Source organism: Arthrobacter sp. MW3 TE3886, from assembly GCF_041262145.1.
Lineage (GTDB): Bacteria > Actinomycetota > Actinomycetes > Actinomycetales > Micrococcaceae > Arthrobacter.
Genome location: NZ_JBGCAN010000001.1, coordinates 4,328,999 through 4,342,822 on the forward strand (window position 1 = coordinate 4,328,999; position 13,824 = coordinate 4,342,822).

At 66.1% G+C, this 13,824-nt stretch carries 14 protein-coding genes; 4 read left to right on the plus strand and 10 right to left on the minus strand.

Annotated features, from left to right (window positions below; translation table 11 throughout):
* The first annotated feature begins 157 nt into the window (after nucleotides 1-157).
* The 3 genes from ABH915_RS19780 to ABH915_RS19790 are packed head-to-tail and all read left to right on the plus strand — an operon-like array spanning nucleotide 158 to nucleotide 1,576.
* The gene (locus ABH915_RS19780; RefSeq protein ID WP_370124553.1) at nucleotides 158-571 is read left to right on the plus strand and encodes a hypothetical protein; all 414 of its coding nucleotides are present in this window, start codon (nucleotides 158-160) and stop codon (nucleotides 569-571) included.
* Between the two features lies 1 nt (nucleotide 572).
* Entirely contained in the window at nucleotides 573-968 is a 396-nt protein-coding gene (locus tag ABH915_RS19785; protein ID WP_370124555.1) for a PEP-utilizing enzyme, read from the plus strand.
* Between the two features lie 23 nt (nucleotides 969-991).
* Complete coding sequence (locus ABH915_RS19790; RefSeq protein ID WP_370124557.1) at nucleotides 992-1,576, plus strand: hypothetical protein; 585 nt, start codon at nucleotides 992-994, stop codon at nucleotides 1,574-1,576.
* Between the two features lie 272 nt (nucleotides 1,577-1,848).
* Here the strand turns inward: ABH915_RS19790 and eda are convergent, their stop codons facing one another.
* From eda to ABH915_RS19815, 5 genes are all read right to left on the minus strand, one after another.
* Nucleotides 1,849-2,478 (minus strand): bifunctional 4-hydroxy-2-oxoglutarate aldolase/2-dehydro-3-deoxy-phosphogluconate aldolase, encoded by a 630-nt coding sequence (gene eda / locus ABH915_RS19795; protein WP_370124559.1) that lies wholly within the window; start codon nucleotides 2,476-2,478, stop codon nucleotides 1,849-1,851.
* The gene (locus ABH915_RS19800; RefSeq protein ID WP_370125048.1) at nucleotides 2,471-3,940 is read right to left on the minus strand and encodes a mannitol dehydrogenase family protein; all 1,470 of its coding nucleotides are present in this window, start codon (nucleotides 3,938-3,940) and stop codon (nucleotides 2,471-2,473) included. Before ABH915_RS19800 ends, eda begins: the two co-directional genes overlap by 8 nt.
* Entirely contained in the window at nucleotides 3,928-4,869 is a 942-nt protein-coding gene (locus ABH915_RS19805; protein WP_370125049.1) for a PfkB family carbohydrate kinase, read from the minus strand. The genes ABH915_RS19800 and ABH915_RS19805 overlap by 13 nt, the downstream gene beginning before the upstream one ends.
* A 71-nt stretch (nucleotides 4,870-4,940) precedes the next feature.
* The gene (gene manD / locus ABH915_RS19810; RefSeq protein ID WP_370124561.1) at nucleotides 4,941-6,152 is read right to left on the minus strand and encodes a D-mannonate dehydratase ManD; all 1,212 of its coding nucleotides are present in this window, start codon (nucleotides 6,150-6,152) and stop codon (nucleotides 4,941-4,943) included.
* 155 nt (nucleotides 6,153-6,307) lie between these two features.
* Nucleotides 6,308-7,549: an MFS transporter gene (locus ABH915_RS19815; RefSeq protein WP_370124563.1), complete on the minus strand. Its 1,242-nt coding sequence runs from the start codon at nucleotides 7,547-7,549 to the stop codon at nucleotides 6,308-6,310.
* A gap of 147 nt (nucleotides 7,550-7,696) precedes the next feature.
* Here ABH915_RS19815 and ABH915_RS19820 point away from each other — a divergent pair, with 147 nt between their 5' ends.
* Nucleotides 7,697-8,428, plus strand: coding sequence for a GntR family transcriptional regulator (locus ABH915_RS19820; protein ID WP_370124565.1), 732 nt, complete (start codon nucleotides 7,697-7,699; stop codon nucleotides 8,426-8,428).
* A 142-nt stretch (nucleotides 8,429-8,570) separates the two neighbouring features.
* Here the strand turns inward: ABH915_RS19820 and ABH915_RS19825 are convergent, their stop codons facing one another.
* Genes ABH915_RS19825 through iolG form a run of 5 tightly spaced genes read right to left on the minus strand, consistent with a single transcriptional unit; the run spans nucleotide 8,571 to nucleotide 13,778 of the window.
* Nucleotides 8,571-10,070 carry a CoA-acylating methylmalonate-semialdehyde dehydrogenase gene (locus ABH915_RS19825; protein ID WP_370124567.1) on the minus strand — a complete coding sequence of 500 codons (1,500 nt, stop codon included), beginning with the start codon at nucleotides 10,068-10,070 and terminating at the stop codon, nucleotides 8,571-8,573.
* Entirely contained in the window at nucleotides 10,070-11,095 is a 1,026-nt protein-coding gene (locus ABH915_RS19830) for a Gfo/Idh/MocA family protein (RefSeq protein ID WP_370124569.1), read from the minus strand. Before ABH915_RS19830 ends, ABH915_RS19825 begins: the two co-directional genes overlap by 1 nt.
* Nucleotides 11,092-11,979, minus strand: a complete 888-nt coding sequence (locus tag ABH915_RS19835; RefSeq protein ID WP_370124571.1) for a sugar phosphate isomerase/epimerase family protein — start codon at nucleotides 11,977-11,979, stop codon at nucleotides 11,092-11,094. Before ABH915_RS19835 ends, ABH915_RS19830 begins: the two co-directional genes overlap by 4 nt.
* Nucleotides 11,976-12,761, minus strand: coding sequence for an SDR family oxidoreductase (locus ABH915_RS19840; RefSeq protein WP_370124573.1), 786 nt, complete (start codon nucleotides 12,759-12,761; stop codon nucleotides 11,976-11,978). Before ABH915_RS19840 ends, ABH915_RS19835 begins: the two co-directional genes overlap by 4 nt.
* Before the next feature lie 3 nt (nucleotides 12,762-12,764).
* Nucleotides 12,765-13,778, minus strand: a complete 1,014-nt coding sequence (iolG, locus tag ABH915_RS19845) for an inositol 2-dehydrogenase (RefSeq protein WP_370124575.1) — start codon at nucleotides 13,776-13,778, stop codon at nucleotides 12,765-12,767.
* Nucleotides 13,779-13,824 lie beyond the last annotated feature (46 nt).

Below are 13,824 nucleotides of genomic sequence, written 5' to 3' on the forward strand. Positions count from 1 at the left end.
CAGGGCCCGTCCCCACCGGCCTCGATCCAGATAGGCCCGCCCGGCGCGCCCTGCCTCTCGCCATCCCGAATCATCAACAGTTTGTTGACAACAGGATGTTGATGCCAGAAGCTGGTGGAATCGACGGGGGCCGAGCCTGCGGGAAAGGGAGTCTGGAATGGACGAGACCGACGGGGCCGGTCCGGGCGGCGACGCTGCGGAGGCTGAGCGCCAAAGCCAGGCCACGCGGATGTTGCTGGACCGGGGCGCCTCCGAACTCCCGCCCCGGCCCTGGCTGGGTGAGCTGCAGCCCCCTTCCGCGGGTGACCTCATCCAGCACGTCCTGTGGCGGGCCAACGGGATCGACCGCGGAGAGCCGGTGGATGGTCTGGACGTCCGGGCCTGCCTCACCCTTGTGTCCGCCGCGCGGGCAGAGATGGATGGACTGGAAACGGCACTCCTGTTCCTGGCACGGGCCGAGGGGCTGACCTGGCCCCAGATTGCCCAGAGCCTGGGCCTCCGCTCAGCGCAGGCCGCGCAGCAGCGACTGGATCGGCTGTCCGGCAGGCCCGGGACCGGCGCGGTGGGCTGACGTGGAACTCACCCCTGAGGCCAGTGCCGGAGCAGAAGGCAGGGATCCCGCCGGCGCGTTTCTCACCGGCATTGGCGCCAGCCCGGGCACCGCCTGCGGGACCGCCCGGACCGTTCACAGCGTCGACGAATTCTCCGCGGTGGCGCCCGGCGACGTCCTGGTCTGCCGCACCACTGACCCCGCCTGGACGCCACTGTTCGGGATCGCAGCCGCCGTCATCACGGAAACGGGCGGGATGCTCTCGCACGCCGCCATCGTGGCCCGCGAACAGGGCATCCCCGCCGTTCTGGGGGTAACCGGCGCCCTGACCCGCATCACGGACGGAACGACGCTCGTGGTCGACGGAACCCACGGAACCGTCCACGCGAAACCGGCAAGTGCCGTGGCAGGTCCATGATGGGCCCGCAGCAGCAGCCATCCATGCTGCTCACCCTCCACGCACTGAGGCTGCTCGGCTTCGCTGACACAGAGTCGGTTGCCGCCCGGTTTGGCCAGGATCCGCACGACGCCGAACGGCTCCTTATTGACGCCGGCGCGAACGGGTGGGCGTCGCGCTCCGCATTCGGCGGAACCCGGGGCTGGTCCCTGACAGTGGCCGGCCGGATTGAAAACGAACGGCTCCTGGCGGAGGAGCTGGAGAGCGCGGGCGGCCTGGCAGCGGTCACCGCCGTGCACGCGAAGTTTGCACCCCTGAACGCAGGAGTCGTGGCCGCCTGCAGCAAACTTCAGCTCCGCTGGCTCGCCGACGGGAGTCAGCCCAACGATGGGATCGACGAGCCAACACGTCAAACCTTCACCGAGGCGTCGGCGTCCTTGAGCGATCTGGAAGTCCGCCTGACCGCCGTGTTGCCGCGGTTCAGCGGATACGCGGAACGCCTCGAGCAGGCAGTAAGAAACGCAGCCACGGAGCCGGCGTGGCTTACCGCCACAGACCGCGACTCCTTCCACCGCATCTGGTTCGAGCTGCACGAAGATCTCATCGCCACCCTCGGTATCCGGCGATGAACGCCGGGCTCTGCCGGCCCCTGCGTCAGGCCACGTGACGCCTGCTAACTGAGTTCAGTCGCTTTCGATCTGCTTTCGCGGACCGGCTCTGCTGACGTGGTCAGCAGAGCCGGTCCATATGCGTGTCTTCTGCTGGCGGGCCGGTCGCACCGGCCAGCGGGATCGTTTCAGTTGGACGGGTCAAGCCACGGCTCAGAAGTGGTTGATTGCTGGGTTCGTTCGCCTGGGTCTCACCAGGTGCATCCGTGGCCGGTCCAGCTCGGCTGGTCCGCCTAGTCCCGCCTGAGTCCGGAGGCTTCCCGTGCCAGCTTGGTGATCTGCTCCCAGTCTTTGTTTTCCACGGCCGTCTTTGGAGTGAGCCAGCTGCCGCCGACGCAGGAGACGTTCGGCAACGCGAGGTATCCGGGTGCTGAGTCGAGGCTGATGCCGCCTGTCGGGCAGAACTGCACCTGCGGGATGGGCGCCCCGACGGCGGCGAGGTAGCCGGGGCCACCGGCGGGTCCGGCAGGGAAGAACTTCATGGCCGTCAAGCCGCGCTCCAGGACGCCCATCACTTCACCTATCGTGGCAACGCCGGGCAAGAACGGCACGCCCGTGGTCAAGAGGTGGTCCAGCAGGGTTGTGGTGATGCCCGGGCTGACCAGGAACTGGGCTCCGGCGTCGATGGCGGCGTCGGCCTGCGCCGGGGTTAGGACGGTACCGGCCCCCACCAGGATGTCAGGCACCTCGTCTGCAATACGTTTGAGCGACGTGAGGGCGCTCTCCGTCCGCAGCGTGAGTTCGATGATGCGGACACCACCGTCTGCCAGCGCCCGGGCAATGGGAACGGCGTGTCGAGGGTCATCGATGGTCACAACCGGGATGACGGGTGAAACGTGCAGGATGCTGGTGGCATCAGCCATGGTTGATCTCATTTCCCAGGCCGTCCAGCCCGTGGGTGTCGATAATGCGGTACCAGTGGATGAGGAGGTCGGCGAACCCCTGGTGTGTCGCGAGTCCGGCGTCGAAGATGCTGCGGCAGCCAAGCAGCGCGGGGACCACGGTGGCCGCTGTGCGATTCGCCGGCAGTAACGCATGCAGCTCAGGTGCGAGCGGATCATTGAGATCCGGGGTCGCGGCGGAGGCCACGTGGTGCATCCAGGCAGCTACGGCCAGGGCGGCCCAGCGGGGCTCGCGCCCGGCGTTCAGGCTGCCGCGGACCGTGGTTAACAGCCTCAGTCCGATCTTTTGGGAACCGTCGCTTCCCACCTTGGCTGTGGTGTGGCCCAGCGCGGGATTCGCGAAGCGGGCGAGTACTTGCGCGCAGTACGCTGCGCCGTCCAGTCCGGCTGGAAGCGTGATCGTGGGCAGGGCGTCCTCAGCCATCATGCGGCTGCAGGCGGTGCGGAAGGCCTGCTCCCCCACGGCGTCGCTGATGGTGGTCTTTCCTGTTGCCAGCCCCAGGTAGGCCAGCATGGAATGGCTGGCGTTGAGCAGGCGCAGCTTGGCGTCTTCCCAGGCGGCAACGTCGGAGCTGAAAAGCGCGCCGGCGTCCTCCCAGCGCGGGCGGCGCGAAGCGAAGTTGTCCTCGATCACCCACTGCAGGAAGGGTTCGGCCACCACGGCGGCCTCGTCCCGGAGGCCCAGTTCGCGTTCGACGGCGTCCAGGTCAGCGGCCGTGGTGGCCGGCACCATCCGGTCCACCATGGTGTTGGGGAATGTGACATTCGCTTCCAGCCAGGACAGCAGCGGCTCTGCCTCTTCTGCCGGGAGTGCGGCGGCGAAGGCATGGACGAGGGTCCGGGTGAGCTCCCCGTTGCCGGGCAGGTTGTCGCAGGAGACCACGGTGAGGGGTCCGGCGTCGGTGCGGGCGCGCTGCTGGAGCCCGCGGGCGATCTGCCCGATGGCCGTCTGCGGAGGCTGTCCGGCGAGGTCGGCGCGGACCTGGTCGTCTCCGGTGTTGAGGGTTCCCGTACGGGGATCGATCCGGTAGCCCTTCTCCGTGATGGTGAGCGTGACAACCGACGTCGCAGGGTCGGCGATCCGGTCCACCACGGTTCCGGGGTCATCCCGCCCGGAGATGGCCTCCACGATGCTGGACACCACGCGCAGCGGCGCGGCACCGTCCCCCCGCTCGGTCACGGTGAAGAGGCCGTCCTGCGGCGTCAGTTGGCGTGCCACAGTGTCGGAGCGCTGGGTAACTCCGGTGATCCCCCACCCGAAATCGCCGGAGGCCAGCATCGCGTTTTCGGTGAACACGGCCGTGTGGGCGCGGGCGAAGGCGCCCAGGCCCAGATGGACGATCCCGGGCTGCAGTTTGTCCCGCTGTAAGAGGACCTGCTGGCTTCCACCGGCAGCCAGCGACGCAGAGCTTAGGCGTGTGATGACAGCTCTCCTTCGGTGGCCCGCAGGGCGTGAGCGCTTGTCTGGTCAAAGGTGGGGATCAAGCCGGTCCCGCCCTTGCCGCCAACCACCAGCGACGCGGCCGCGGCCCCGTAGCGGGCGGCCGCAGCCAGGCTGTCACCCAGCACCAGCCGGGCGGTCAGCGTGCCCACGAAGGCATCGCCGGCACCAGTCTGGTCCACGACCGACGGCGCCGGAATCGCATCAACCCAGAAGAATTCGTGGTCACCGGCCAGCAGTTTGCCGTCCAGCTGGATCCCCTCCGCGCCGCAGGTCACGGCCACGTTCGCGGCGCCCAGGCTGCGGAGCTTCGCCGCCGCCTCCCTTGGCGTGGCGCAGTCCAGCAAGGCGGATGTTTCGCCCGGGAAGGAGGGGGTGACCAGGAAGGTCCGCGGCGCCAGCTCGGCGAGCAGGGCGGTCGCTTCCTCCACCGAGGTGAGCCGGGGCCGGAAGTTGGGGTCGAAGACGAAGCGGCGGGACACCGCGGATGCCTTGAGGACGGCGGCCCGCGACGTGGCCGAGATCGCGCAGGCGATCCCGCCGGCGATCACCGCCCTTGCCGCGGAAAAGACCGCGGGGTTGACGTCCTCCGGGGACAACGTGGAGCCCACGCTGCCCTGGCGGGCGTAGGAGAACTCACGCTGGCCTTCCGGGTCGGAGTGCACCAGGTAAACGCCCTGCTGGCCGGTCCTGAACTTCAGCAGCTCGTCCGAAATGCCGAGTTCGCGGATTCTGGCGGCGATCGCCTGGCCGAGGTCGTCGTCGGTCAGCACTGCCAGCAGCCCTGTGCGGGCTCCGGCCGCGGCGGCGGCAGCTGCGACGTTCAGCGCGTCGCCGGAGATGCCCAGCTGTGCCGGCACGCCGTGACCGAATGCGACGTCGGTGGCCACCTCCACGAGGATCTCACCCATCACGACTACATCGAAGGGCCGGTAGGGCCGGTTCTCCTGCGTGGAAGCGTTCGATTCGTATGTTGAGCCGCTCACCAGTCGTGCACCGACCCGTCGAGCCGGCGGTTGATGGGCAGGTACTTCGGATCGAACGGGAAGGCCGCAGCCGCCTCCTCGTTGAACTCGACGCCGATGCCGGGGGCGTCGCCGGGGTGCATGTAGCCGTCCGTGAAGGTGTAGGACGTCTTGAAGACCTCACCGGCCGGATCCCGGTGGCCCATGTACTCCTGGACGCCGAAGTTCGGAATGCTCATGTCCACATGCAGGGCCGCGGCGAAGGAGACCGGGGAGAGATCCCCGGCGCCGTGCGAGCCGGACCGGACCCCGTAGAGGTCCGCGAGCGAGAAGATGCGGCGCAGGTGCGTGATGCCGCCGGCGTGCGAAACGGATGTGCGGATGTAGTCGATCAGGCGTTCGGTGATCAGCTGCTGGCAGTCCCAGATCGAGTTGAACACCTCGCCCACGGCGATGGGCGTGGTGGTGTGCTGGCGGATTAGGCGGAAGGCAGACTGGTCCTCGGCCGGTGTCGGGTCCTCGATCCAAAACGGACGGTATTGCTCCAGTGAGGCACCCAGGCAGCCGGCCTCGATCGGTGTCAGCCGGTGGTGCACGTCGTGCAGGACGTGCACTCCGTAGCCGAACTGCTCGCGCACATGCGCCATCATCTTGGGCGCGAAGTCCAGGTAGGAGGTGGTCTCCCACATGTCCTCCTGCGGGACGTTGCCGCTGGCCGGTTCGTAGGTCTTGCCGTCCACGGGCGCGATCCCGTAGGTCTTTTCCAGCCCCGGCACGGCAGCCTGCGCCCGGATGGCCTTGTAACCGAGGTCCAGGTGATGCTGGAAGTCGGCGCTGAGGTCCTCCAGCGTGGAGCCGCTGGCGTGCCCGTAGACCATGACGCCCTCGCGGGCCGCCCCACCCAGGAGTTCGTAGACCGGCATGCCGGCCACCTTGCCCTTGATGTCCCAGAGCGCGACGTCGATCGCGGCGATCGCGGTCATGGTCACGGGCCCGCGGCGCCAGTAGGCGCCCTTGTAGAAGTACTGCCAGGCGTCCTCGATGCGGCGGGCGTCGCGGCCGATCAGCAGCGGGCACAGGTGCTCCGACAGGTAGGACGCCACGGCCAGTTCGCGGCCGTTCAGTGTGGCGTCGCCGACGCCGGTAACGCCGTCTTCGGTTTCAATAACGAGCGTGACGTAATTCCGTCCTGGCGACGAAACCACTACTCGTGCGTCGGTGATCTTCACTGGTTGGTCCTTTTACTTCAGGGAGCTGGGGGCGTGGTTCATATCGGCGCCGGTGGCAACGCTGTCATGGGCATGCCATACCGCGTATTCCTTGCCACCACGCTGTCCAGGTGCCGTTTCTGGTAGGAGCGCCAAGCACACAACGCTCACCAAAATCATGGCCGAGACGTAGATTGCGACTCCCGTAATGGATCCTCCTCCGGCGACGAGCAGCGCCGTGGCAACCACGGTGAACGGCCCCCGCTCGCGATCATCGCACCGAACTGCCACACGATCGAAACACCGGAGTACCGGCCCCGGACGGGGAAGAGTTCGGGGTAGAAGGAGGCCTGCGGAGCGTATGTTCCGGCATGCCCCAGCGCAAGACCCGCAACCAGCATGGCAACGATGGGAAAGGTGTCTCCGCTGGCGATGGCAGCGAACGCCGGCCAGATGAGGACAAGGTTGAGGATCGCGGTGCCAAGGAAGACTTTCTTGCGTCCCACCTTGTCCGTCAGCCAGCCCCAGACAGGGATCATGGCCAGCTCGACGAGGATGGCGATGATGATGGCCTGCAACACGAAAGCGGAGTCATTGCCAAGGTTCTTGGAGTAGGCGACCAGGAAGACCGTGTAGAAGGGGAACACAGCGGCCTCGACGAACTTGGAGCCTATGCCCAGGAAGACCTCGCGGCGACTTTCCCGAAAGACAACCTTGACGGGTGCCTGCTGGGACTTCGCGTTCTCTTTCACTTCCTTGAAGACTTCTGATTCATCAATACGGAGCCGGATCCAAAGGCCGATGGCGACGACAACGATGCTCAGGAGGAAGGGAATCCGCCAGCCCCAGGCGAGGAACTGCTCCTCGGAGAGCTGCGTCGTCAGGAACGCAAAGAGCGCGGAGGGCACAAGGTAAGCGGCCGGCGAACCCATCTGGACGAGGCTGGCGAAGAATCCGCGCCTGCTGGGCGGAGCGGCCTCCGCCGTCAAGAGCACAGCGCCGCCCTGTTCACCACCGACACCAAACCCTTGGAGAAGCCTGACGAAGACGAGGATAACTGCAGCCCACAGACCGATGGTTTCGTAGGTTGGCATGAGTCCGATAGCAAAAGTCCCCAGCCCGGTGATCAGGAGCGTCCAGATGAGGGCTTTCTTGCGGCCGATCCTATCCCCGATGTGTCCCCACACAATCCCGCCGAGCGGACGGGCGAAGAAACCTACGGCGTACGTGGCGAACGCAGCAAGCGTGCCGAGGAGCGGATCGACGTCCGGGAAGAAGATCTTGTTGAAAACCAGGGCCGAGGCTGTGCCGTAAATGAAGAAGTCGTAATACTCAGCCATTGTCCCGATGAAGGAAGCGCCCGCAGTCTTGCGGACCTTCCTCAGATCGTATGACGGCGATGCGATGTCTGCACTCATCTGATGCTCCTTTGCAGGCGATGAAAAACGAAGGGAGAGTTGAACAAACAGAGGGCCGGCGTGCTCTCAATGTGACCGGCGGCACCTCCCTAACGACTACCATACAAGCACTACCATTCTAGTGTGTCAAGGGAATAGACTGAGGGCATGGCATCCGACAAACACAGCAAGGGACAGTCGCCGCGGCTGTCCGTGCGTGACCAGACCCTGGAGACGCTGCGGCGGCGCATCATTTCCCTGCAGCTGCCTCCGGGGGAACCGCTCTCGGAGAACGAGCTCGCGCAGGAACTGGGGGTCAGCCGCACGCCGGTGCGGGAAAGCTTGATCCTGCTCAGGGAAGAGGGGCTGGTCCAGGTCTACCCGCAGATCGGTTCCTTCGTCTCGCTCGTGGACCTGGGGCGGGTCTCAGAGGCGCAGTTTGTCCGCGAGGCCATCGAGTGCGCCTCCCTGCGCGACCTCGCGGTCGATGACGCGGGCATCGCGGGACTTCGAACGGTCCTTCAAGGCCAAACGGAGGCCGAAGCCGCCGGTGACGTGGAGGAGTTCTTCCGCCTGGACGAGGAGTTCCATCGAGAGCTTCTCCGGCTTGCAGGCCACGAATCCGCTTGGGCCGCCGTCAACTCCGCCAAAGCGCACCTCGATCGCGCACGACGCCTGAGCCTGCTGGAGACGAGGCCCATTTCGACGCTGATCCAGCAACACGCCGCCGTAGTGGACGCCCTGGAAGCCAACAACCTGGCGGACGCCGACAGCTCACTGCGCCTGCACCTGCGAGGCGTTTTTGAGGATGTTCAACGCATCCAACAGGCAACTCCGCAGCTCTTTTCCGACGGAGCAACGCGCCGGCCGACCCGGCGCAGCGTGGCTCGCCTGGCCTGACCTCGGACAGAGACGCGTCAGTCTTGCTGATGTTCGCGGTCAACAATGCAGGGACCGGCTGCGCTGACCACGTCAGCACAGCCGGTCCTGTGGGTGTCTCCCGCTGGCGGCCTTGTCGCACCGGCCAACGGGGGCGGCATCCCTAGTTGGAGGGGAAGTTGTACGAGGCCCCCGAGGCGTGGCTGGCTTCGGGCCACCGGGAGGTGACCACCTTGCCGCGGGTGTAGAACGAGACGCCTTCCGGGCCGTAGATGTGCTTGTCGCCGAACAGCGAGGCCTTCCAGCCGCCGAAGGAGTAATAGGCCACCGGGACGGGGAGCGGCACGTTGATGCCGATCATGCCGACGTCGACGGAACGCTGGAACTTCCGGGCGTTGGCGCCGGAAGAGGTGAAGATGGCGGTGCCGTTGCCGTACGGGTTGGCGTTGATGAGTTTGATGCCCTCCTCCAGGTCCTCGACCCGGACCACAACCAGGACAGGTCCGAAGATTTCCTCGGTGTACGCGGACATTTCGGTCTTCACGTGGTCGATCACCGTGGGGCCGACCCAGAAGCCGTCCTCATGGCCGGGAACCACGAGGTCGCGGCCGTCCACCACCATCGCGGCGCCGGCGGCTTCCGCTTCGGTAATGGTCTTGACGATGAATCCCCGGGAGTCGCCGCTGATGACCGGGCCCATGTCGGCGTCGGGTTCCGTGCCGTTCTTGACCTTGACGTCCAGGGCGCGTTCCTGGACTTTCTTGACCAGCAGGTCGGCGGCGTCACCGACGGCGACGGCGACCGAGATCGCCATGCAGCGCTGGCCGGCGGAGCCGAACGCGGCGGCGGCCAGATGGTCGGCGGCGTTGTCGAGGTCGGCGTCGGGCATCACGATGGCATGGTTCTTCGCGCCGCCCAGGGCCTGGACCCGCTTGCCGTGGGCGGTGGCCACTTCAAGGATGTGCTTGGCCACCGGCGTGGAGCCCACGAAGGAGATCGCATCCACGTCCGGGTGGGTCAGCAGGCCCGAGACAACCTCACGGTCGCCGTGCAGGACCTGGAACACACCGTCAGGCAGCCCCGCCTGCTTCCACAGCTTGGCCAGCAGCATCGCCGCGGACGGCACGCGGTGGGAGGGCTTGAGGATGAAGGCGTTGCCGGTGGCGATCGCCATCGGCGCCATCCACAGCGGCACCATGACCGGGAAGTTGAACGGGGTGATGCCCGCGACGACGCCGACGGGCTCGCGGAAGGAGAACACGTCGATCCCGGTGGAGACCTGGTCCGAGTAGTCGCCCTTGAGCAGTTGCGGGATGCCGCAGGCGAACTCGATCACCTCGAGGCCGCGGCCGATCTCGCCCTTGGCGTCGGAGAGGACCTTGCCGTGCTCGGCCGTGATCAGCTGAGCAAGTTCCTCCACGTGCGAGGCGACGAGCTCGCGGAACTTGAACAGCACGGCCGTGCGCTTGGCCAGGGAAATGTCGCCCCAGGAATCGGCCGCGGCACGGGCGGCAGCGACGGTGGCGTCCAGGTCGGCCCGGTTGGCCAGCCGCAACTCCGCGGTGACGGCACCGGTGGCGGGGTTGTAGACGGGCTTGGTGTCGGTCCCGGTGCCTGCTGCCTCGGCGCCGCTGATGAAGTGGCTGATGCTAGTGACGGTCATTACTGCTCCTGTAGTAAGTGGTGTTCCATGGGGTGCACCTGTTCGACGTTCCGTGGCAGTCCTGCGGCGAGGGATTCATGGATGGCGAGCCGGACGGCCAGGTTCTGCTCGGTGAGTTCCCGATGGACCACCTCGTGCACCGAGCTACGCGTCCAGACGCTGAACCTTTCGATTTCGACCTTGAATGGGTCTTCGGAGACATCGAAGGCCTCGGTGCTGCCGTCCCTGAGCGAAACGGTCACCCGTGCCGGCTCTCCGGGGTCCGGGTCGAACGCCTTGTCGAGCGTGATGTGTCCCTTGGTGCCGATGACCTGGAACGTGTTCGTTCGGGGTCCTTCGAAGCCGCAATCCAAGGTGCCAAGGACGCCGTCGTAATCCAGGATCGCTGCGACTGTGGTCTCAACAAGGTCCGTGGGGCTGGTTCCTTTGGCGTAGACGCTGACGGGAGTCCGGCCCATGACCATATTCATGATGTCCACGGCATAGCATCCGACGTCGTTGACGGCACCGCCCTCAAGGCCCGTCTGCAGGCGGACCTCTCCCGGACTGCGGTCCATGACAAAGTGGAACCGCGCATGCATTGAGACGACCTGGCCGATCCGGCCGGCGTCGATGAACTCACGGACTTTCTGGTGCTGGGGATGGAAGCGGTACATGAAGGCCTCCATGAGGCTCACGCCGTTCCGATCACAGGCGTCCACGACGCGGGCGTAGTCTTCAAGGCTTCCGACCAGCGGTTTCTCGCACAGTATGTCTTTTCCCGCCTCGGCCGCCGCGATGATCCATTCAGCGTGCAGGCCATTGGGGAAGGGTAGATACACGGCCTCGATGTTCGGGTCGGCGAGGAGCTCTTCGTGCGACTCGTACACTGTCGGGATCCCAAATCGTGAGGCGACCTCCGCCGCGCGTCCGTTCGGACTGCTGATCGCCGAAGCGACTGCATTACGGGTCTTCTTCATCGCCGGCAGGAAACGGTCCTGGGCGATGCGGGCGGTGGTGAGAACGCCCCAGCGCACTGCGCTCATGTGGCCAGCCCGGCTTCCAGCTCCCGGAGGAATGCCACGGACTGCCGGACATCCCGGACCGGCCCGTCGTCGGCAGGTTCGGATTCCAGGATGGTGTCCTGTTCCATCGTGAACCAGCCGCCATACCCGGCCGCGAGGAGGTCCCGGACGATGCCGGCGATCCCGACGTCGCCTTGTCCCAACGGGACGTACATTCCGGTCTTGACCCCGTCGGTGTAGGAGATTTCACCGTTCTGGACCCGCTCGGTGACGGCCTTGCGCACATCTTTCAGATGGGTGTGACCGATGCGCGAGGCATAGTCCCGGACGAGCTGTCCGGGATCCGTGCCGCCGATCAGGAGATGCCCGGTGTCCAGGCACAGGTTCGCGGCGGTGTCGTTCAGGACGCGGTTGACGTCTGACGTCGTTTCGATCATGGTGCCTACGTGGGGGTGCACGACGGCCTGGATGCCCCTGTCAGCCGCCGCCTTGACGATGGCGTCGAGGTTCCGGCCAAACCGGTTCCAGCCCTCGGCATCGAGCTCGTGGCGCTGGTCATAGCCGGCGACACCGGTTTCTGCGGCCAGGACCATGATGCTCGCGCCCGCCGCCTGGTAGGCGTCCAGTTCCGCTGAGACCGCCTGCAGCGGGTTCTTGGCGGCATCGTGCAGGATGACCGGGAAGAATCCTCCGATGGCCTGCAGGTTGTGCCGCTTGAGGACTTCCGCGCGTTCGGTTGCCTGTTCGGGCAGGAAGCCTGCAGGACCGAATTCCGTCGCGGTGATGCCCAGGGCAGTCATCTCGGACAGTACGCGGTCTGCCTCCAGTTGGTAGCCCCATCCGGGGACTTCGCACACGCCCCAGGAAATGGGGGCGGCGGCAAGGCGGCTGGTGATGGTGCTCAATCTGATCCTCCGTATACGTTTTGATCCCAGTCAATGACCGAGCCGGTGACGACTCCGCTCCTGTCGGAGAGGAGAAAGACTACAAATTCGGCGATCTCGTCCACTTGTCCGAGCTTGCCCATCGGCACCGAGGCGTTGGCTTGTTCCAGCCAGTCGTCTCCTGCGCCGTGAAACTTCTTTTGGGTCTCGGCTTCGCCGTCGGTGGCGGTCCAGCCGATGTCCAGGCCGTTGATGCGGATCTTGTCCCAGCGGTGGGCGTGTGCGGCGTTCCGGGTTGCCCCGGCCAGCCCGGCCTTCGCCGCGACGTAGGGCGCCAGGTAGGGTTGGCCGCCGAGTTCGGCAATGGAGATGATGTTCACGATGTTGCCCGGCGCACCGCGTTCCCGGAGGTGCCTGATCGTTTCGGCCATGATGAAGAACGGTGACTTCAGGTTGACGGCGATGTGCGCGTCGAAGAGCTCCGGGGTGGTGTCCAGCATGGTTCCGCGGATGGTCAGCCCGGCAGCATTTACGGCGCAGTCGATCCGCCCGAACGCGGCGATGGTTTCCAGTACCGAGGCCCTCGCCTGTTCCACGTCGGCCAGGTCGGTTTTGATGAAGCGGGCATCGACGCCGGACTCCGTCAGCTCGGCGGCCAGCTTTTCGCCCGAGTCGGCGTTGCGCCCGGTCACGGCGACGCCGGCCGCGCCTTCGGCTGCCGCCCGGCGGGCAATCCCGGCACCTAGGCCCTGGGTGCCGCCGCTGACAAGGAGGACCCTGTCTTTAAGGAGTGGACTGTTCATTGGCTACTCCGCTCCGATTTTGACGGCGCGGCCGGACCTGGCGGATTCTTCGGCGGCGTTGGCCAGAATGAGCGCCATCACCCCGTCGTCGAATCCCGGGCTGCAGGCGGTTCCTTGGCGGATGGACTGCACGAAGCTGTCCAGTTCGCTGCGGTAGGCCTGGGCGTAGCGTTCCAGGAAGAACGGCAGGTAGGCATCGGATTCTTCGGTGCCCGTGGCGCCGTACTTGCGCACGGTGGTCGGAGTCATGTTGCCGGCGGTCAGCAGACCCTCGCTGCCGAATGCTTCCAGCCGCTGGTCGTGGCCATAGGCGCTGTGGCGGGAATTGGTGATCGTGACGAGCTCACCTCCGCGTCCGCGGAGGGTGATGACCACCGAGTCGAAGTCGCCGGCTTCTTCGATGTAATCGCAGAAAAGGTTCGAACCGGTGGCCGAGACTTCGATGATGTCCGGGACGAAGAACCGGGCCATGTCCAGGTCGTGGATGCTCTGGTCCCGGAAGATCCCGCCGGATGTGGCGATATAGTCCTTGGGCGCGGGGGCGGGGTCCCGGCTGATGATGGTCAGCTGCTCCAGGCGTCCGATTTCGCCGGCCTCAACCCGTGCGCGGATGGAGGCGAAGTTCGGGTCGAAGCGACGGTTGAAACCAAGCATGAGCGGGGTCTTGGTGCCGCGGATCTGGTCGCGGCACACGCGGACGCGGTCGATATCCAGATCGATGGGCTTTTCGCACAGGGCGGCGACGCCGGCGGCGACTGCCCTGGAGATCAGGTCGACGTGGGTGCTCGTCGGCGAACCGATAATGATGGCGTCCAGGTCCTGGTTGGCGAAGACCTCGTCAGCGCTTTCGACGGCCTGCGCCCCGGTCGCGGCGGCGAGGGCCTGTGCACCCTTGATGAACGGGTCGGCGATCCAGGCCAGTTCCAGGTCGGGGTGGGCGGCGATGTTCCGGGCGTGGACCTGGCCGATGCGGCCGGATCCGAAGAGTGCAACCTTGAGGGGGCGGTCAGCGGACATGCGTGATGGTCCTTTCTAGTTCTCCACAGGCGGATTCGGCTGCGGT